The organism is Gluconobacter japonicus, from assembly GCF_002723975.1.
Lineage (GTDB): Bacteria > Pseudomonadota > Alphaproteobacteria > Acetobacterales > Acetobacteraceae > Gluconobacter > Gluconobacter japonicus.
On record NZ_BEWO01000002.1, the window covers coordinates 164,590 to 182,401 of the forward strand.

General features: G+C 56.3%; 17 protein-coding genes, 1 tRNA gene and 1 other RNA gene. 13 read left to right on the forward strand and 6 right to left on the reverse strand.

Features of this window, described 5'->3' with window-relative positions:
- Nucleotides 1-17: 17 nt before the first annotated feature.
- Both sppA and GJA01_RS02130 read right to left on the reverse strand, forming a co-directional pair.
- Complete coding sequence (gene sppA / locus GJA01_RS02125) at nt 18-971, reverse strand: signal peptide peptidase SppA (protein WP_062505562.1); 954 nt, start codon at nt 969-971, stop codon at nt 18-20.
- A 72-nt stretch (nt 972-1,043) separates the two neighbouring features.
- A complete protein-coding gene (locus GJA01_RS02130) occupies nt 1,044-1,511 on the reverse strand; it encodes a MucR family transcriptional regulator (protein WP_062015261.1) in 468 nt (155 codons plus the stop codon).
- A 203-nt stretch (nt 1,512-1,714) separates the two neighbouring features.
- On the opposite strand from GJA01_RS02130, the gene GJA01_RS02135 reads away from it, so the two are divergent.
- Together GJA01_RS02135 and GJA01_RS02140 are read left to right on the forward strand one after the other, a co-directional pair.
- Entirely contained in the window at nt 1,715-2,980 is a 1,266-nt protein-coding gene (locus tag GJA01_RS02135; protein WP_062505560.1) for a UdgX family uracil-DNA binding protein, read from the forward strand.
- A 31-nt stretch (nt 2,981-3,011) separates the two neighbouring features.
- Nucleotides 3,012-5,261, forward strand: coding sequence for an FUSC family protein (locus GJA01_RS02140; protein WP_062505558.1), 2,250 nt, complete (start codon nt 3,012-3,014; stop codon nt 5,259-5,261).
- Between the two features lie 131 nt (nt 5,262-5,392).
- On the opposite strand, the gene GJA01_RS02145 is transcribed toward GJA01_RS02140, so the two are convergent.
- Nucleotides 5,393-5,482: transfer RNA gene (locus tag GJA01_RS02145), tRNA-Ser, on the reverse strand.
- Nucleotides 5,483-5,766: 284 nt separating this feature from the next.
- Here GJA01_RS02145 and rplU point away from each other — a divergent pair.
- The 4 genes from rplU to proB all read left to right on the forward strand — a co-directional run bounded on the left by rplU (nt 5,767) and on the right by proB (nt 8,598).
- Nucleotides 5,767-6,081 carry a 50S ribosomal protein L21 gene (gene rplU / locus GJA01_RS02155; protein WP_023942800.1) on the forward strand — a complete coding sequence of 105 codons (315 nt, stop codon included), beginning with the start codon at nt 5,767-5,769 and terminating at the stop codon, nt 6,079-6,081.
- Between the two features lie 28 nt (nt 6,082-6,109).
- The gene (gene rpmA / locus GJA01_RS02160) at nt 6,110-6,376 is read left to right on the forward strand and encodes a 50S ribosomal protein L27 (RefSeq protein WP_007283551.1); all 267 of its coding nucleotides are present in this window, start codon (nt 6,110-6,112) and stop codon (nt 6,374-6,376) included.
- A gap of 78 nt (nt 6,377-6,454) precedes the next feature.
- Nucleotides 6,455-7,465: a GTPase ObgE gene (gene obgE, locus GJA01_RS02165; RefSeq protein ID WP_062505556.1), complete on the forward strand. Its 1,011-nt coding sequence runs from the start codon at nt 6,455-6,457 to the stop codon at nt 7,463-7,465.
- Nucleotides 7,462-8,598 (forward strand): glutamate 5-kinase, encoded by a 1,137-nt coding sequence (proB, locus tag GJA01_RS02170; RefSeq protein WP_062505554.1) that lies wholly within the window; start codon nt 7,462-7,464, stop codon nt 8,596-8,598. Before obgE ends, proB begins: the two co-directional genes overlap by 4 nt.
- Before the next feature lie 15 nt (nt 8,599-8,613).
- Here proB and GJA01_RS02175 read toward each other — a convergent pair whose 3' ends face one another.
- Both GJA01_RS02175 and GJA01_RS02180 read right to left on the reverse strand, forming a co-directional pair.
- A complete protein-coding gene (locus tag GJA01_RS02175; protein WP_062505552.1) occupies nt 8,614-9,195 on the reverse strand; it encodes a hypothetical protein in 582 nt (193 codons plus the stop codon).
- Nucleotides 9,196-9,257: 62 nt separating this feature from the next.
- Nucleotides 9,258-9,524 carry a DUF2312 domain-containing protein gene (locus tag GJA01_RS02180; protein ID WP_007283547.1) on the reverse strand — a complete coding sequence of 89 codons (267 nt, stop codon included), beginning with the start codon at nt 9,522-9,524 and terminating at the stop codon, nt 9,258-9,260.
- Between the two features lie 269 nt (nt 9,525-9,793).
- On the opposite strand from GJA01_RS02180, the gene zwf reads away from it, so the two are divergent.
- Nucleotides 9,794-11,263, forward strand: coding sequence for a glucose-6-phosphate dehydrogenase (gene zwf, locus GJA01_RS02185; RefSeq protein ID WP_062505551.1), 1,470 nt, complete (start codon nt 9,794-9,796; stop codon nt 11,261-11,263).
- A gap of 84 nt (nt 11,264-11,347) precedes the next feature.
- Complete coding sequence (locus tag GJA01_RS02190) at nt 11,348-11,728, forward strand: hypothetical protein (RefSeq protein WP_082204513.1); 381 nt, start codon at nt 11,348-11,350, stop codon at nt 11,726-11,728.
- Nucleotides 11,729-11,741: 13 nt separating this feature from the next.
- On the opposite strand, the gene GJA01_RS02195 is transcribed toward GJA01_RS02190, so the two are convergent.
- Complete coding sequence (locus tag GJA01_RS02195) at nt 11,742-12,734, reverse strand: alpha/beta hydrolase (protein WP_062505549.1); 993 nt, start codon at nt 12,732-12,734, stop codon at nt 11,742-11,744.
- A 74-nt stretch (nt 12,735-12,808) separates the two neighbouring features.
- Here GJA01_RS02195 and rnpB point away from each other — a divergent pair.
- The 5 genes from rnpB (at nt 12,809) to GJA01_RS02220 (ending at nt 17,805) form a co-directional block, all read left to right on the forward strand.
- An RNA gene (gene rnpB / locus GJA01_RS02200) (RNase P RNA component class A) lies at nt 12,809-13,211 on the forward strand.
- Nucleotides 13,212-13,498: 287 nt separating this feature from the next.
- Nucleotides 13,499-13,969, forward strand: a complete 471-nt coding sequence (gene mraZ / locus GJA01_RS02205; protein ID WP_010503946.1) for a division/cell wall cluster transcriptional repressor MraZ — start codon at nt 13,499-13,501, stop codon at nt 13,967-13,969.
- Complete coding sequence (gene rsmH / locus GJA01_RS02210) at nt 13,966-14,937, forward strand: 16S rRNA (cytosine(1402)-N(4))-methyltransferase RsmH (protein WP_062505547.1); 972 nt, start codon at nt 13,966-13,968, stop codon at nt 14,935-14,937. The genes mraZ and rsmH overlap by 4 nt, the downstream gene beginning before the upstream one ends.
- Nucleotides 14,934-15,752, forward strand: coding sequence for a cell division protein FtsL (gene ftsL / locus GJA01_RS02215; RefSeq protein WP_062505545.1), 819 nt, complete (start codon nt 14,934-14,936; stop codon nt 15,750-15,752). The genes rsmH and ftsL overlap by 4 nt, the downstream gene beginning before the upstream one ends.
- 82 nt (nt 15,753-15,834) lie before the next feature.
- The gene (locus GJA01_RS02220; RefSeq protein ID WP_062505542.1) at nt 15,835-17,805 is read left to right on the forward strand and encodes a peptidoglycan D,D-transpeptidase FtsI family protein; all 1,971 of its coding nucleotides are present in this window, start codon (nt 15,835-15,837) and stop codon (nt 17,803-17,805) included.
- Nucleotides 17,806-17,812 lie beyond the last annotated feature (7 nt).

Genomic DNA, 17,812 nt, shown 5'->3' on the forward strand with positions numbered 1-17,812 from the left:
CGCCCATGAAACGAGCTTCAGGGTTGCAAGATCGCAACGGCCCCGTCAAGGCTGCTGATTGCCAGTTGCCTATCCATTTTTTCCATGATCCCCGCTCCGAACACACCTTCAAGGATGGCCCGGCGATGAGGAAAATCATACCAGTGCCGTGATGTTTCAGAGAGCAAAGGCATGACGGGATATTGAGCATTGCCGATTTTCAACTGCTTGCGAAGCCACAGTCGGGCGGCATCTTCATCCCCCAGTTCATCTATGAGACCCAGACTGATCGCCTGACGCCCTGTATAGGCCCGTCCATCAGCAAGGCTACGGACTTTTTCCTCCGACAGATGACGCCCTTTGGACACCATCCCGACGAACTGATCGAAAAGATCATTTACCAACCCCTGCAGCATGGCTTTGCCCTCAGGAGTCAAATGACTGGTCGGATCTGTTTGGTCCTTCATGGCGCCTGACGTAATGGCCGCCACATCGATTCCCACGCGCCCAAGCAAAGGCGAAACATCAGGACGTTGCAGAATGACGCCGATTGAGCCTGTCAGCGTGGAAGGAAGCGCCACGATGTGTTGTGCAGGCACAGAAAGCATATAGGCGGCTGATGCGCCCATATCCCCCATTGTGACGACAACAGGTTTTTTGGAAGCGAACTGTTCGATCGCATCATGCAGACGCTCGCCGCCTGTTACACCGCCACCCGGGCTGTCTACGACAACGAGAAGTCCAGTCACGGAAGGAGAATTCTGGGCTTTTTTCAGTGCTGTCGTAATCCGCGAGACATCGTTTCCAATGACCCCCTTAATGACAACACGAGCAATATGAGGCCGCCCTCCCAAGTCAACCGCGACGGGGTGGCCTTTACCGACAGCCACGACAAGAGCTGTCAGAAAAAACAAAAGAGCGGCAATTCTCCATCGGAGAAGCCGCCGTTTCTCAGTCTGGGTCCGGAGAAGGATTTCTGCTTCAGAATTCATGAAACAGTAGTCTCCGGCCCGACCGACAATGTCAATTTCCCCAGCGACTTTTATACTGGAGAACCAAAGACTTTAGCCTTGCTTCTTAGACTGACGAGTACGGGCGCCTTCTTTCTTGCCCTCTCCCGTTGCACTGATTTTGCGACCAAGACCTATTTCGCGAGCGAGAGCGGAGCGGCGCTGGGCATAATTAGGAGCCACCAGCGGATAATCGGAGGGCAGCCCCCAGCGCTCACGGTACTGTTCTGGCGTCATGTTATATGCACTTTGAAGATGACGCTTGAGCATTTTCAGCTTCTTGCCGTCTTCGAGACAGACAATATAGTCCGGGAATACAGACCGCTTGATAGGAACAGCAGGCTGCGGACGCTCTGGTTCAGGCTCCTGTTGTGGAACACCGGCATTGGCAAGGGCTTCATAGACCTGCCGAATCAATGCCGGAAGAGTTTCCGCATCCACACTTCCTTTGGAAACCTGAGCGGCAACGATCTGCGCAGTCAGTTCCAGCAGATCCGGATGGGAGGACGTATTCTCCGACATAATATTTTACCTTCCCTAAGGGGTAATATTTTTAGCCATTTACGGCATGAAAACATTCTGCCTGTTATGATCGCAGAATATACGGTCAACACCATGCAGATAGCGAATCAATTTTAACAAAATTTCTAGAATATGCAGCCTAAAAAAGAAGTAATTATCTTATTATCCCTTTCGAAATCCACCAATGTTCCTTTGTGAGCCTTATGCAATCCATCACTGCCATACTCTGCTCCCCAAGTGATTTCATGGGATGGCGCTCTCTCAGCCGTGATTTCCTGAACCGACAGGTTGCGGCAAGCGCGATTCATTGGTCCACACAGGAAACAGACTCATTATACGCCCCTCAGAGCAAGCGTATTCTTCCGAATGCTCCGTCTTCACTGAAAATACCTCGTTCTTTCGGTCGATTAATGTCTTCGGTGTTTGCTTCGTCCACTCCCGACCGGTTTGATCGACTCTACCGCGCGCTGGCACATATCCAGCACTCTGGAGAGCCTTCCAGGACCGACCTGCAGGATTTCGAACAGATTGCCGAAAATGTCCGAGAGCAAATTCTCGCACTGAGAAGCACATTCCCGGAAAATCGGCTTAAAGACTGGCAGGTCATCAAAACAGACTATGAACCACAATTAATTGATAGTCAGATTGGGCCACTTGGCCGATTACGGACTGCACCATGGGTTCTTCTGTCAGACAGCAGGACGCTCTGCTGGGATGGTCAGGACTATCGTATCGGTCCAGCACTACCAGATATCACGGCATCCTCCGGTACAGACCTACTTCCCCAAGCCTTACAAATCGCGACAGCAACTCGCGCCAATGCTTATTGGCAGGGTTTAGGCACAGTGCACGTAACACCTACAAGCGCAGACATTGAGCAGTCTCCTTCCCTCACCGCCCTGCGGGCACTTGCTACAGACTGCTCGCTTTGTGATCTGTGTCATCACGCTACGCGAACCGTCTTTGGTGAAGGCCCTCAGAACGCGGACATTCTATTTGTTGGGGAACAACCTGGAGATCAGGAAGATCTTCAAGGTCGTCCTTTTGTGGGGCCAGCCGGACAGCTTTTTGACAAGGCTTTTGAGGAAGCCCGAGGGCAGCGCCATGAAGCGTGGGTCAGTAATGCTGTCAAACACTTCAAATTTATTCAGAAAGGAAACCGGCGCATTCACCAGAAACCGGGATCAGTGGAGGTGAACGCCTGCTCGCCCTGGATTTCGGCAGAACGTCGGCTTCTACAGCCCAAGGTAACAGTCATGTTGGGCGTGACAGGAGCCAGCGCTCTTCTCGGACGCCCCGTTACGGTTTCCCGTGAGCGTTCCCGGCTTTTCAAACTTGAAGATGGGAGCCTTGGTCTTGTGACAGTACATCCCTCTTATCTGCTGCGTCTGCCGGATGAGGATGCAAAGACACGCGAATACATAAAATTCGTCGCAGATCTGAGAATGGCCATTTCGGCTCTCGCCTAACGGGAACCATCGGGGCTAAGAAAGCCCTGCAATGAGTGGCAGCACTACGTCAGCAGGACGTCCGACTCCGAACAATCCCTCCTCCGGTGCAAGTGCGTCAGCAGCCTTGCGCCCGCGGATTAAACTACCCTTGTCCTGGGTCTATGCTCCCTCGACGGCGACACTCACCTTCGCACTCAGAAATACTTTTGCCGCATGCCTCGCGATCGGCATCGCATTCTGGATGGAACTCGATAGCCCTGCCTGGGCTGCGATGACCGTCTGGGCCGTTGCACAGGCAACGCGCGGGGAAAGTCAGTCAAAAGCCAAATGGCGTATTATCGGGACCATTACCGGTGCTGTCGCCTCGATTGCTTTGATGGCTGCGGCTCCGCAAGCGCCATGGCTGTTCTTTCCCATGATTGCCATCTGGATTGGCATGTGCAGCGGACTGGCGACATTTGTCAGTAACTTTCGCTCCTACGCCCTTGTTCTTGCAGGATATACCTGTTCGATCATCTGCATGGACGCGGCATCCGATCCTGACAATATTTTCACAGTGGCCGTCTCCCGCACCACTTACATTATTCTGGGCGTGCTGTGCGAAGCGTTCATGGGCCTGATCTTCGCAACGACCCAGGAACGACAGGCGCGCGCGCAATTGCGCCAGAAGCTGGAATCCGCACTCGTTCTCGTAACCGGGACCTTATGCAGCATCCTTGGTGAAGAACGCGGAGCCCTGAATGCCGCACGCCGACAGTTCGGCACCATCCTCAGCATCAACGATCAGATCGAATTTGCTGAAGTAGAAATGGGGCCGCACGGTCACGAAGGCGATCACGCCCGCGCTGCTCTGGCCTCTGTGTCTGCTCTGCTGTCCCGCGGGTTTGGCATGGCCATGCGGCTCCAGCTCCTTAATCATGAACATCCTGCATTTACGCAGGCCGCAGACGAAATTCTTTCTTTCCTCAGAGATTTTCCAAAACGGATCGCCAATACGACAACCGTTCCCGACCTTCTGGCGGAACTCCAGCATCTTCGAGACGTGTGCCGCCTGTATGCCGCCCCGCATCGGGAGACGGATCTTCAGAACAGCAATGAGCCTGTTCCGGGTAATGATCCTTTCGATCTCAGACTCAATGAGCAGGATACGGAAGCCCATCTGGATGAGCGCGTCCTGTTCATGTCTCTGGGCGAACTACTTGGGGACCTTGAGCTTGCGATCAAGGAATATGAAGCCAGTACACACTCCATTCCCGGCGATCATTTCCATTTTCAACGACAAACCCATCGGGATACCCGTGAGGCCATCCATAACGGGCTTCGGGGAGCATGCGCTGTTCTGGTAACGGCCCTGATTTATGAAATTACCGCCTGGCCCAGTGGGCTTGGTTTCATTGCCATTACGACTCTGGTGTGCGGCCTGTTCGCAACCAAGGAAAACCCCGTTCTTGGGACCATGGAATTTCTGAAAGGCGCGCTTGCGGCCTATGTCGTCGCGTGGATTCTGGTCTTTGTCTTGATGCCGAAGGTCACAACCTTCGAAACGCTGACGCTTTTTCTGGGCCCTGCAATGTTTCTCGGTGGATTGGCGAAAGGGAATCCCTCCACCGCAGGGGGGGCCGCAGCATACGGCCTGCTGCTTCCTGCCATGCTGGGACTTGAAAACCATCATGTCATGAATGAAGTGGCGTTCTACAACAGCAACATGGCTGTTGTGATGGCTGTTGGTATCAGTGTTCTGGTTTTTCGTACCGTTCTGCCGTTCAGCAGTTCAGATGAGCGGTTTCGTCTGCGTCGCATTATGTTGACGGAACTCCGTCATCTGGCAGACCCGAACTACACACCCCAGATCAGTGTTTGGATCGGACGTAACACGGATCGTTTTGCACGCCTCATCCGGCACGCCGGCCCAACCCCTGCCCCACTGATTGAAGCGTGTATTCTTGGAACACTTGCAACACTGACATTAGGACTGAATATCATCCGCCTTCGCACGCTTCTCGATCGGGAATATTTACCGGATAGCGCGCGACGCCCCATTCAGTTGGTGCTTCATTATGTTGAGCAATCCACAAAGCGACATGATAAGGCAGCCCGCGTTGCAAACGCCGCAGTCAGACGCTTACGTGCTCTTGATGAGCATGAAACAGATCTCGTGACACGGTTGGAAATGACCCGTGCCATCACCTATCTCGTCGTGATTGCCTATACAATGCAAAGCAATGCGGACTTTCTTGACGCAAGCCGCCCTTTCAAGGGCGAGCGCAGCCATCTGAAACTTCAGGATACTGTTCAGTAATTGCTTTGTGAGACAACGACTATTGCTTCAAAGCTTTTTAAATGTGACCGATGCTACGAAATACGGCAGATAAAACCGGATAAGTCTGATTGAATCAGAACGTCAATCAAACGCTAGTTTCTTGAGTTATCTGGCGGAGAGGGTGGGATTCGAACCCACGGTACCCGCGAAGGCACAACGGTTTTCGAGACCGCCCCAATCGACCACTCTGGCACCTCTCCGTACGGTCTGGATGAGCAGACCTGATCGATGGAGCGGCTTATGGCGAGGTTTTCCTGAGATTGCAAGAGGGCACGACCATACCCCTTGAAAAAAGTACAACCACAACCTTTGACCGTGCTGTTTTTTATTGACGTAGAGGACATCGCGCTGTATCGACCCGCCTGTTCTGTCCGTCTTTCGTAGATTAGGATGGGAACCAACGATAAGAAGCGACTGGGTTGCGCCAGATCGGGAATACCCCGGCAAAAGCAGCCACGAGATCGGAACAGCGAGAGTTTCCAGAATGTTTGCAGTCATCCGCACGGGCGGAAAACAGTATCGTGTTGCTCCCGAGAGCATCCTGAAGGTTGAAAAGCTTGAGGCGGAAGCCGGCAGCACCATCACCTTCTCCGACGTCCTGATGGTCGGCAGCGAAGGCAGCGTCACTGTTGGCGCGCCTCTGGTTGCAGGCGCAACCGTGACGGCCACCGTGGTCGCACAGGATCGTCTGGCCAAGGTGATCATCTTCAAGAAGCGTCGCCGTCAGAACAGCCGTCGCAAGAACGGCCACCGCCAGCACGTCACCGTGCTGCGCATCGACGCGATCAACGCGGCCTGATAGTCCGCACCAGGAAGGATAAACAGCCATGGCACAAAAAAAGGCAGGCGGTTCCAGTCGTAACGGGCGCGATAGCGCCGGTCGCCGTCTCGGCGTCAAGAAGTTCGGCGGCGAAAGCGTTCTGGCAGGCAACATCATTGTCCGTCAGCGTGGAACCAAGATGAAGGCTGGCAGCAATGTCGGCGTTGGTCGCGATCACACCCTGTTCGCCCTTGTGGACGGACATGTGAAGTTCCAGCGTCGCGCCGAAGGCCGCGTCCACGTTTCCGTGGCGCTGCCGGAAGCCGCCGAATAAGTCACCGCGCCCTCAAGCGCGAGCGGAAGGGCCGGTCCTCCTCAGGGCCGGCCTTTTTCATATGTTGCGGATAATACGATGAAATTTCTCGACCAGGCCAAGATCTATGTACGTTCCGGCGATGGCGGTGACGGCGTGATCGCCTTCCGTCGGGAAAAGTACATCGAGTTCGGCGGCCCCGATGGTGGCAACGGCGGCCGCGGCGGCGACGTTCTTTTCCGTGCGGTCCCTGCCCTCAATACGCTGATTGATTTCCGGTACACCCAGCATTTCAAGGCCCGCAAGGGCGGGAATGGCGCTGGCTCTGATCGGACCGGTGCTGCTGCGGAAAACGTCATCATTGATGTTCCTGTCGGTACACAGATCTTCGACGAAGACCGGGAAACCCTCCTCGCAGATCTCGATGAAGCCGGTAAGGAAATTCTCCTGTGCCGTGGCGGTGACGGTGGCCGTGGTAACGCCCATTACAAAACCAGTACCAACCGTGCGCCACGCCGTGCCGACAAAGGTTGGCCAGGCGAAGAGCGCTGGGTTTGGCTGCGCCTGAAACTTATTGCGGATGTTGGCCTTGTTGGCCTCCCGAATGCAGGCAAATCCACCTTGCTGTCTGTGGCTTCCCGTGCACGTCCGAAGATTGCAGATTATCCGTTTACAACACTCCACCCTCAACTGGGTGTCGTGCGCCTGAACACGACTGAAGAATTTGTCATCGCGGATATTCCTGGCCTGATCGAAGGCGCAAGCGAAGGTGCTGGGCTTGGGGATCGCTTCCTGGGTCATGTAGAGCGATGTGCAACATTGCTTCATCTGATTGATGGAACAGAGTCCCAGATCGTGAAGCATTGGCGGCTGATCCGACATGAGCTTGAAGCTTATGATCCGGGCCTTGCCGCAAAGCCCGAAATCATTGTGCTCAACAAATGCGACTCCCTCACGGCGGAACAGAAATCTGCCAAGAAGCGCGCACTGGCCAAAGCATCCGGCGCAGAAGTCCTGACCCTCTCTGGCGTGACTGGAGAGGGTCTCCCCGAACTGCTCCGGCTACTTCAGGATCGCGTCAACGCTGCGAAGGAAAGCAAACAGGCATGACATCCCCGGCCGCTGCCCCTCACCTGGCGCAGTCGCGCCGGATTGTCATCAAGATTGGTAGCGCTCTGCTGGTTGATAGCGCACAGGCGGCACTGCGGACGGACTGGCTCCGCAGTGTTTGCGAAGACATTGCCAATCTCCGAAAAGCGGGCACAGAAGTTGTCGTTGTTTCCTCGGGGGCGATTTCGCTAGCCCGGCACCAATTAGGTCTAATGAACCGTCGACTTCGGCTCGACGAAAAGCAGGCCCTTGCCACAGTCGGCCAGATCGGACTGGCGCAAGGGTGGAGCACGGCACTGGCCGAGTATGGCCTCGTTGCCGGACAGCTTCTTCTGACCCCGGATGACACTGAGAGCCGTGAACGGTATCTTAATGCCCGCGCGACCCTCCAGACGTTGCTTGATCTGGGATGTATTCCGGTCATCAATGAAAACGACGCAATTGCCACGTCTGAAATTCGGTTTGGCGACAATGATCGTCTGGGCGCGCGTGTTGCACAGATGATTGAGGCAGACTGCCTGGTTCTTCTGTCCGATATTGATGGTCTCTATACTGCTGACCCGCGTACAAATCCTAATGCACGCCATATTCCTGTGATCGAGCAGGTCACAGACGAGATTATGGCGATGGGTGGCGAACCTCCTCCCGGATATTCCTCAGGTGGTATGCGCACCAAGCTTATGGCAGCGCGCATTGCCAATCGTGCCGGTGCAGCCATGGTGATTGCGGCGGGCCAGACACAGAACCCTCTTCAGAGACTTCTGGATGGTGGTCTGTGCACCTGGTTCCTGCCGCAGACGGATACCGGATCAGCACGCAAACGCTGGATCGGCAGCAGCCTGCATCCCAAAGGTGCGCTGATTGTGGATAGTGGCGCCCGACAGGCCCTCATCGTCGGCGCTTCCCTGCTCCCTGCCGGTGTTACAGCCATTGATGGGTATTTCGAGCGTGGTGATCTCGTCCTCATCAAGGACGAGAGTGGCAGCATCATCGGGCGGGGTTTATCTTCCTACAGCGCCGATGAATGCGGGAAGCTGATTGGCCATCGCTCAGCAGAGATGGAACAGCTTCTCGGGTACAGAGGCCGGGACGTACTCATCCACCGCGACGACCTCGCTTTGGACCAGCACTGATTCCAACAAAACGCGTCAGTCTCTTGGAGGCCAGCGGAGTTTCGGCTCAGCACGCCGACGAAATGTTTCCTCATCATCATTTCGCGTGGCAACAGAACGCGGTGCAAGTTCTTCACGCTCACGGCTGCCCGCTTGCGAGCGCTCATCTTCCCAGGGAGCACGGGACCAGCTTTTTGCGGGCTCCTGCCGTCTGACAGCACGACGCAGAACCTCCGGTTCAGCCGCCATTGGTCCGTCCTCATAGGTCGGACCTTCCGCACGTACGACTGCAACAGGCTCGAAATAGTCTGCCGTTTTTGGTGATGCAGGTTCGACGGAGCGTACTTTCTCTTGCGTAGACCGCAGAGGCGCACGCATGCCGCCTTCCAGCCCCTGCCCTGACGCTACTGTCCTGTCCGACGGAGGAGCAGTCAGGCGAAGCGTGAGAGATTGCAGTTCGGCCCGCAGTTCCGCGATCTGGAACTCCAGTTCCTGCAATCTTGGCTTCACGCCAAAAATTGCAAACGGCATGCACAGCAACGCCAGCCCGAACAGACCAGCGACAATCAAAAGACACATCAGTGCCCAGGCGGGCAGCCATGAAATATCGGACATCATGTTCCGGTCGCGATGTTAGGGAAGTCTGACGATGCTGCGTTAATCCAGAGTATATACCCGAGTTACATACCCAGAGCACGGCGATAGATGTCGAGCAGCGTTTCCTGCTCTTCCACCTCGGCAGGCTCCTGCTTGCGCAGCTTGATGATCTGCTTGATCACCTTCACGTCAAAACCGGCAGACTTCGCTTCCGAGAAAATGTCCTTGATGTCCCCTGCCAGAGCCTTGCGTTCTTCTTCCAGACGCTCAACCCGCTCGATGATGGAGCGCAGGCGGTCGGCAGCAATGCCACCCGTTGCGGCGCCTTCGATTTTGCTTTCTGCGTCCATGTTCGATTTCCTTTTTCAGGCATAAGTCCAGAGTGCCGCAAAGATGCGATACCAGCCGCGCGGCTTATCGCGCCGGGGCTTGGGAGGTCAACGGGTTTATGTGCACATTTAGGGAACGCACGCGTTTCCGTGATGCGACCTCCCGATGTCGTGCATGCTCGTTCCCTTGACAGAAAGCCCCCCAGAGCGGAACTAGACCGTGCCTGCAAAGGTCTGAACCCTAAACCCTTTTCCCCGACAATCCGGGTTCGAGAGGTCAGAGAGCACTCATGGAACACGTCCAGCAGGTCGAGCCATTCGACTATGTTATCTTTGGCGCCACCGGCGATCTCACGATGCGCAAGCTTCTGCCTGCGTTTTATAACCGTCTCCGCATGGGGCAGATTCCTGATGATGCCCGCATCATCGGAACCGCGCGTACGGATATCGACCGGGAAGGCTATGTTGCCCGCGCCAGAGAGGCGCTGGAACGCTTCATACCTGATGATGTCCGGTCATCGGTCCTTGTAGACCGTTTTCTCAGCCTTCTACACTATGTCACACTTGATGGCACAAAGGCAGACAGTGAATGGGGGGATTTGTCTTCCCTTCTCTCTCAGGCCCCGGCCGACCGGATCCGCGTCTATTACTTCGCGACAGCACCTCAGCTCTATGGTCGCATTTGCGAGAACCTGCACAGCCACGGTCTCGTAACGCCCCATTCGCGCGTTGTGCTGGAGAAGCCGATCGGCACGGATATGGCTACAGCCACCGCCATCAATGACGGTGTTGGCCAGTATTTCCCCGAAAACCAGATCTACCGCATCGATCATTATCTTGGAAAAGAAACCGTCCAGAATGTTCTGGCGCTGCGCTTTGCCAATCCGATCATGAATACAATCTGGTCTGGCGAGCAGATTGAGAGCGTACAGATCACGGCCGCCGAAACTGTTGGCGTAGAGGGACGTGCGTCCTACTACGACACGTCAGGCGCCATGCGCGATATGATACAGAACCATCTTCTTCAGGTTCTGTGCCTTGTCGCCATGGAAGCTCCGGACTCTCTGGAAGCCGACACTGTTCGCAATGCGAAACTGGCCGTCCTGAACGCCCTTCGTCCCATCACGGATGAAACGGTAGCGGCTGAAACAGTTCGCGCTCAGTACACGGCAGGCGTTGTCGGTGGTCAGAGCGTTCCGGGCTATCTGGAAGAGCTTGGGCAGCCAAGCAACACGGAAACCTACGCTGCCATCCGGGCCTGGGTTGATACACCACGTTGGAAGGGTGTGCCGTTCTACATCCGCACTGCAAAGCGGTCTGCCCACAAGGTCAGCGAAATCGTTATTCGCTTCCGCTCTGCTCCGACCACGCTTTTTGGTTCAGCACCGGCAGGAAACCGTCTGGTTATCCGCATTCAGCCCAATGAAGGTATCGAGCTTCAGCTGAACGTCAAAAACCCGGCTCTGGACGCCTATACACTGCGCACTGCCGATCTGGACACAGCGATCCGGATGGAAGGCGGACTGCCCTTCCCGGACTCTTACGAGCGTCTTCTCCTTGACGCGGTGCGGGGCAATCCTATTCTCTTCATCCGTCGTGACGAGGTCGAGGCGGCATGGCGCTGGGCTGAGCCTGTTCTCAACGCCTGGAGCGAGAACAAGGTGCCGATGCAGACTTACAGTGCCGGTTCGTACGGTCCGGAAAAGTCTGCTGAAATGCTCGCCGCCAAGGGCGACAAGTGGCACGAAGATATGGAGTAAACGCTTTTGACTGACAACGCGAACGCAAAGCCCCGTTTCTCACGGGGCACACGGCGTCCGCCTCGTACACTCAAACAGCATCTGATGCGCCGGCTCCTGATTGTGGTGCCGGCGTTTCTGTTGATGTTCGTGATCGTTCGTACCGGACTTCTGGACTTTTCTTATGACAAGTTCACGTTCAACAAGCTGAGCTGGTTCGACAACACAGCCCTTGTGGAACATCTGCGCCTTGTCGTGACCAATGACGGCCTGACGGATATGCCGAAAAAGTGCCTGGTATTTGTCGTGAATGGCAATGCTGCGGACAATAATCCGATCATTGACGTTCTGGGACGACATGGAAACGGTTGCCCGGGTGACAAACCTTCCGCTGACAAGCTGTTCAGCGTGAAAGTTGATCGCAGCGAGCGAACCCTTCAGACGGACGCAGGGACACCCGGTTCCTTTCGTCAGCTTCAGCCCTGACAGAACTGGCTTTTCAGGAAGACGCTGTCCCGGCCTTCCTGAATGCTTCCTTCAGAAACCCGCCTCCTTCCCGCAGCGCCGTCCGTCCATCCCGAAACAAAGCGTATCCATTCAGAAAACCATGGATCATGCGCGGGAAAAGACGATACCGAACCGGAACACCTGCGTCTCTGAGCAGACGGGTATAAAGCTCTCCCTCACCTCTTAACGGATCGAAACCAGCCGTTACGATCATCGCAGGTGGAAGATTCTTGAAGGTCTCGGCAAAAACTGGCGAAAACTCTGGATCAAATAGATCATCCGGAGCCGCAAGGGTCTGCCCACAGTACCAGTGCAGCAATTCCGTAGTGAGCATATAGCCTTGGCCATAGGCCTGCCGGGACGCAGGAATGATCGGTCCACTGACGGCCGGGTAATACAGAAGCTGAGCAGCCAGAGTAATATGTGGGTCGATACGACTCCAATGCGTAAGCGCAGCTGAAAGATTCCCTCCAGCACTGTCACCCGTCACTGCAATCGGAAGCTTGGGTGCAACTTGCCTGAGCCATTTAAGGGCTGCCTGTGCATCTCTCAGACCTGCAGGGAAACGATGCTCAGGCGCAAGACGGTAATCGAGCGATAGAACCATAGCCCTGGATGTCGCAGCCAGTCGGCAGCAGATACCGTGGTGGGAGATTGTGTCGCAATGAACGAATCCTCCACCGTGCAGAAACAGCACGATGCCCGTGACTTTTCCTCTGGGACGATAGAGCCGCGCAGGCCGCTCTCCCACTTCACCTGGTACGTTGATCTCAATCCATTTGCGAATACGCAGCGAGGACAGACATTGAGGAAAACTTGGTCTCCCGGTCACCCGCCTGAGATGCGCGAGAGCCGTAGCTGACGGCATAGGCGCCGGGATGTCCGGCACCACATCAATGGGCACGGAACGAGACATCATTCCGCGACGGCGGGCTTGCCATTCCAGCCAGAAAAGAAAGATCCGCAGAGCAAAAGTCGGTTGCATTCCAGCATCATGGCGACAAATGAACCGAAAGTCTGCCCTTGACCCGCAACCGCTCCCGGCGCAAGGTCCGCCCGCCAGACGGCTGGACGATCGCTGTGACCGGGATGAGGATCCCTGTCATGGAGGAAAGTCCGGGCTCCATGGGAAAACGGTACCGGCTAACAGCCGGCGGGGGCGACCCTAGGGACAGTGCCACAGAAAACAGACCGCCCGCCGGACTGTTCCTTCTGGAACATGTCGCGGGTAAGGGCGAAACGGTGCGGTAAAAGCGCACCGCGATTCCGGCAACGGCGTCGGTCACGGTAAACCCTACCGGGAGCAAGACCGAATAGGAACGGCAGGCTGTCGCAAGGCAGCCGGGAGCATCTCACTCCGTCGTTCGGGTTGGTTGCGTGAGGCATGCAGCAATGCATGTCCCAGAGGAATGATCGTCCCGCCTTTGGCGGACAGAACCCGGCTTACAGGCCGTCTGGCACCTCTGATCCAAAACCGTTCTCCAGTACTTCCCAGAGCAGATATCAAGAGAACATAAAGGGAACAAATAGCGGCAGGTATAGATCTCGCCGGACGATTATCCCTGATAATTCCTAATAAATAGCAAAAAATTGCGTCACAATTCCCGCATTGAAAATAGCCGCAGTTTTCTGCCGTTTTTCGCAGATATGTGTTTGACGTCCCATAAAATCCCATGGTATCCCAAGAAAGAACAGAGAAATACCTGAACACCTTGCGCGGGTCCTGAAGTGAAGGGAGGCACATCATCAATGAGCATGTTCCTCGGCACACATCAGAACCGCTTTGACGCCAAGGGACGTGTTTCCATTCCGGCTCCTTTCCGATCCGCTCTCAGAACACAGGCCCAGCCGGGCGAGGCTCTGGTTATTCTTCGTCCATCGCATCTGCATCCCTGCATTGAAGCCTGGACGTCGGCTGCCTTTGCTTCCCTCGCTCAGCCGCTCGACGAATACGATCCGTTCTCGGAAGATCATGATGACCTTGCTGCCAGCCTGTATGCGGATGCCTACCCGCTGGACAGCGACAAGGAAGGCCGGATCATTCTTCCGGATGTTCTGCGCACTCACGCCTCGCTGACAGACGAAGTCTCGTTCATGGGACTGGGTCGCGTTTTCCAGATCTGGAATCCGGAAGCTGCAGCGGAGCGTCGTCTTCAGGCGCGTGCACGGGCAAAAGAACTGACAGGCAGCCGCAGACCGGCCAACGGAGTTGCGGCATGAACGCGATTACTCTCATCCATCAGGGGCATGTCCCCGTCATGCTGAAGGAAGTGCTCGAGGCGCTTTCTCCCCGCGATGGCGGTCGCTATCTGGACGGTACCTTCGGAGGCGGCGGCTATGCCCGTGCCATCCTGAACAGTGCGGATTGCACCCTGCACGGCATTGATCGTGATCCCACGGCCATTGCACGCGGCGAAGCCATGGCTCAGCAGGCTAATGGCCGCCTGATCATGCATCAGGGCACGTTCGGGAATATGGAAGAGCTCGTCGGGCAGGATGGTCCGTTTGATGGGATTGTTCTGGACCTGGGCGTCTCATCGTTTCAGATCGATCAGGCCGAGCGAGGATTTTCTTTCCGCAATGACGGCCCGCTGGACATGCGTATGGGCACTGACGGCCCATCCGCTGCAGATCTCGTTAATTCCATGAAGGAAAGTGATCTGGCGGATGTTCTCTATCGCTACGGCGAAGAGAAGCTCTCCCGCCGCATTGCCCGCGCTATTGTTACCGCACGCACCGAAGAGCCAATCACGACAACAGGTCGTCTGGCTCATATCGTGCGCTCCTGCGTTCCCAAAGATCGCTCCAAGATCGATCCGGCCACCCGCAGCTTTCAGGGTCTTCGGATTGCCGTGAACGACGAGTTGGGTGAACTGGAACGCGCACTGGAAGCTGCCCCTCGCCTTCTGGCTCCGGGCGGTGTGTTCGTTGTTGTGACGTTCCATTCTCTTGAAGATCGTCTGGCAAAGCGTGCCATGGCGGAACTGGCTGGCCGCACAGCCAACCCGTCCCGCTACGATCCGGCTCCCGTCCGGAAAGAGCCGCCAGTTTTTTCCCTTCTCCATTCCCGCCCCCTGCCTGCCACGGAAGAGGAAGCGCGGGAAAACCCCAGAGCAAGAAGCGCACGTTTGCGCGCCCTGGTTCGTAATTCCGCCTCTCAACCGTCCGCCTCAGGAAACCGAGCATGATCCGGCCTTTCACCATCGCCTGCGCTGTCCTCGCCGCAGGGTCCGGCCTGTTTCTCTATACCAAGAAACATGAGACGACGGTCCTTGATCAGAAGATTACCAAGATCGTTCAGGAGACGCAGAAGGTCCGCTCACAGACAGCCATGCTGCGGACGGAATGGGCGCTTCTCAATCAGCCGGATCGCCTGAATGTTCTGGCAGCACGCTTTGTGCCCGATCTCCACCCGATGGCTCCGGATCAGTTCGTGCGGATGGCCAGCGTGGAAAGCCGCCTGCCCGCTCCTGGCTCCCGTCCGACCCCCGCTGATCCGCGCGAGGGACTCCATGAAGTCGTGAACCGCGCAGCAACCGAGGCGCATCTGCCGCTTCCGGCAGCACCTGTTACCCACCCTGTCGTACCAGTCACGCATGCTCCGGTTATTGCCGCAGCAGCCCCTCAGCCTCTTCCAGCCACGCCACGCATCGTGACAGCCAAGGCCGTTGCGATACCTCATCCTGTTCATCCGCGAGCAGACCGGATTGTTCATAGCGCCGACACCGAACTGGCATCTGCGGCAGCCACGCGCCCTGTGGTTCCTCATCTGAGTACGGCACGATCTGATGTGACGCCAAGCGTACGCCTGGTGAGTTACCATGGAACACGCCCGACGCCTGTGGTCGCCACGGCCTGGCACAGCCAGCCAGTTCATCAGGTCCGTGAAGCGTCACTGACGCGGGTTGCCGAAGAAGAGCGTCCGCGCGTCCGTCATCATGCCAGCTCTGCGCTGGGAAATGATGGAGATGCATTGCCCCCGCCGGTTCCGTTGGCTAACTGAGACCTCCCTCTCGTTAACTGCTCGTCAAGTATTTTCCGGATAGCTTCGGGCGAGCACCTTACATAGGACGCAACGCCGCACGATGCCTCAGGACGTGCCACCCCCATCAGGTTCGCGTCGCGCAGCACGCCAGAATAAGCGGGCGGAGCAGCGCGGCTCGCAGGCAGCGGGACCGAAGCCTTCGTCCCGCCGCCTGAACCTTGACCAGATGCATGGCCGCCTTCTCGTGGCGGGCATGGGCTTTCTTGCGATCTATGGTGCAGTCGCCCTTAAGGCGACTTTTGCAACAGTTCTGATGCCGATGGAGCCAGAAAAGCGGCAGATCGCGCCTCAGGTTCCGGAAATTCCCAAGAGTGATCCACGCGGTGAGATGGCGGGCGATTTTGTTCTGCCTTCCGTCAAGCGCGCGACCATTACGGACCGAAATGGTCAGACGCTGGCTCTCTCTCTTCCGGTTGCGCAGGTCTACGCCAATCCGATGGAATTGATTGATCCAGAGGATGCGACAAAGAAGCTGAAGACTGTTCTGCCAAAACTGGATGAGACAGAAACAGTCCGTCGCCTCTCCCTGAAAAAGCAGTTCGTCTACATTGCCCGTGATATTTCTCCGGTGCAGGAAATCGCGATCAATAATCTGGGTATTCCCGGTATCTATTTTGAAGCTGGCGAGCGTCGCCACTATCCGCTTGGCCGGACGGCTGCCCAGATCATGGGAAGCGTGGATATTGACGACCACGGCATTGCTGGCGTCGAGCGGTTTTTTGATCAGCGCCTGAACTCAGATCGCACACCGCTTCGGCTATCTCTGGATGTTCGTGTGCAGGCCGTGGCCCATGACGAGCTTGCGGCTGCCAAGGATGAGTTTTCGGCCATTGGTGCCTCAGCAATCGTCATGGATGTGCGGACGGGCGAGATCCTCGCCATGGTCAGTCTGCCTGACTATGACGCTAACGACTTTAACCATGCGCCAAATGATGCCCGCTTTAACCGCGCTGTGACGGGCATGTACGAACCGGGTTCGACGTTCAAGCTTCAGACTGCTGCAATGGGTCTCCAGCTCGGCGTTGTGCATATCTGGGATCGGTTCTCGACCATTCCCATCCGGATCGGACGCTTCACCATCCGTGACATGAAGACCGATCATTTTGCGCCCTGGCTGTCTTTGCCAGGTGTTCTGGCCTACTCATCCAACCCGGCGGCGGCACACATCGCTCTGGATGTTGGCGCTCAACGTCAGCAGGACTGGCTACGCAGTATGGGGTTTTTCAACCGTGTTCCGGTTGAGTTGCCCGAAGCCGGACGTCCTCTGGTGCCAGCGTCAAAGAACTGGGGGCTTTCAACGGTTATGACCGTGGGCTTTGGCCATGGCGTAGCTGAGCCTCCTCTGGCCATTGTCCGTGGCACCGCAGCGACTGTGAATGGTGGGATCCTGCTCAAGCCGACGCTTGTAGCACGCGACCAGCAGGATGAAGCCCAGACACCAGACGCCAAGGTCCGGCCCGTTGCCTACAAGCCGGATGAGACCGATAATGGCGATGATATCGGCGCACAAACGCCCGTTGGAACGCGGGTTCTGTCAGAAAAGACGTCTGCCCTGCTTCGCAAACTGTTGCGCCTCGACGTCACGGTCGGCAGCGGCAAATCAGCTGAGGTTCCGGGGTACTATGTTGGTGGTAAGACAGGTACGGCGGAAAAGATCGGTGCTCATGGCGGATACCTGAAACACGTCAACGTTTCGGCCTTCACCAGTGTCTTCCCGATGAACAATCCGCATTATGCGGTTTATGTCATGCTCGACAGTCCGCAGGGTACAGCGGCAACCCACGGCTGGACCACAGCTGCCTGGAACGCCGCGCCAACCGTGAAAAAGATCATTTCACGTGTTGGACCAATCCTGAACCAGTTCCCGGACACAGCCAACAAGGACGCGATTGAAGCGTCTCTCGCCATTCCCATGAATCCGTCTGTGCCAGCGGGCTATCGTGCCCTCGGTCCCGGAAACGATCCCGGTGATCCGCGCAATCAGGCGCATTCTCCCAAGACACAGCACTGAGCCTGCC

Bases quoted from the DNA above. Each gene is read 5' to 3' on its own strand.
- sppA (WP_062505562.1), bottom strand. From the start codon at position 971: ATGAATTCTGAAGCAGAAATCCTTCTCCGGACCCAGACTGAGAAACGG.
- GJA01_RS02130 (WP_062015261.1), bottom strand. From the start codon at position 1,511: ATGTCGGAGAATACGTCCTCCCATCCGGATCTGCTGGAACTGACTGCG.
- GJA01_RS02135 (WP_062505560.1), top strand. From the start codon at position 1,715: ATGCAATCCATCACTGCCATACTCTGCTCCCCAAGTGATTTCATGGGA.
- GJA01_RS02140 (WP_062505558.1), top strand. From the start codon at position 3,012: ATGAGTGGCAGCACTACGTCAGCAGGACGTCCGACTCCGAACAATCCC.
- rplU (WP_023942800.1), top strand. From the start codon at position 5,767: ATGTTTGCAGTCATCCGCACGGGCGGAAAACAGTATCGTGTTGCTCCC.
- rpmA (WP_007283551.1), top strand. From the start codon at position 6,110: ATGGCACAAAAAAAGGCAGGCGGTTCCAGTCGTAACGGGCGCGATAGC.
- obgE (WP_062505556.1), top strand. From the start codon at position 6,455: ATGAAATTTCTCGACCAGGCCAAGATCTATGTACGTTCCGGCGATGGC.
- proB (WP_062505554.1), top strand. From the start codon at position 7,462: ATGACATCCCCGGCCGCTGCCCCTCACCTGGCGCAGTCGCGCCGGATT.
- GJA01_RS02175 (WP_062505552.1), bottom strand. From the start codon at position 9,195: ATGATGTCCGATATTTCATGGCTGCCCGCCTGGGCACTGATGTGTCTT.
- GJA01_RS02180 (WP_007283547.1), bottom strand. From the start codon at position 9,524: ATGGACGCAGAAAGCAAAATCGAAGGCGCCGCAACGGGTGGCATTGCT.
- zwf (WP_062505551.1), top strand. From the start codon at position 9,794: ATGGAACACGTCCAGCAGGTCGAGCCATTCGACTATGTTATCTTTGGC.
- GJA01_RS02190 (WP_082204513.1), top strand. From the start codon at position 11,348: ATGCGCCGGCTCCTGATTGTGGTGCCGGCGTTTCTGTTGATGTTCGTG.
- GJA01_RS02195 (WP_062505549.1), bottom strand. From the start codon at position 12,734: ATGCAACCGACTTTTGCTCTGCGGATCTTTCTTTTCTGGCTGGAATGG.
- mraZ (WP_010503946.1), top strand. From the start codon at position 13,499: ATGAGCATGTTCCTCGGCACACATCAGAACCGCTTTGACGCCAAGGGA.
- rsmH (WP_062505547.1), top strand. From the start codon at position 13,966: ATGAACGCGATTACTCTCATCCATCAGGGGCATGTCCCCGTCATGCTG.
- ftsL (WP_062505545.1), top strand. From the start codon at position 14,934: ATGATCCGGCCTTTCACCATCGCCTGCGCTGTCCTCGCCGCAGGGTCC.
- GJA01_RS02220 (WP_062505542.1), top strand. From the start codon at position 15,835: ATGCCTCAGGACGTGCCACCCCCATCAGGTTCGCGTCGCGCAGCACGC.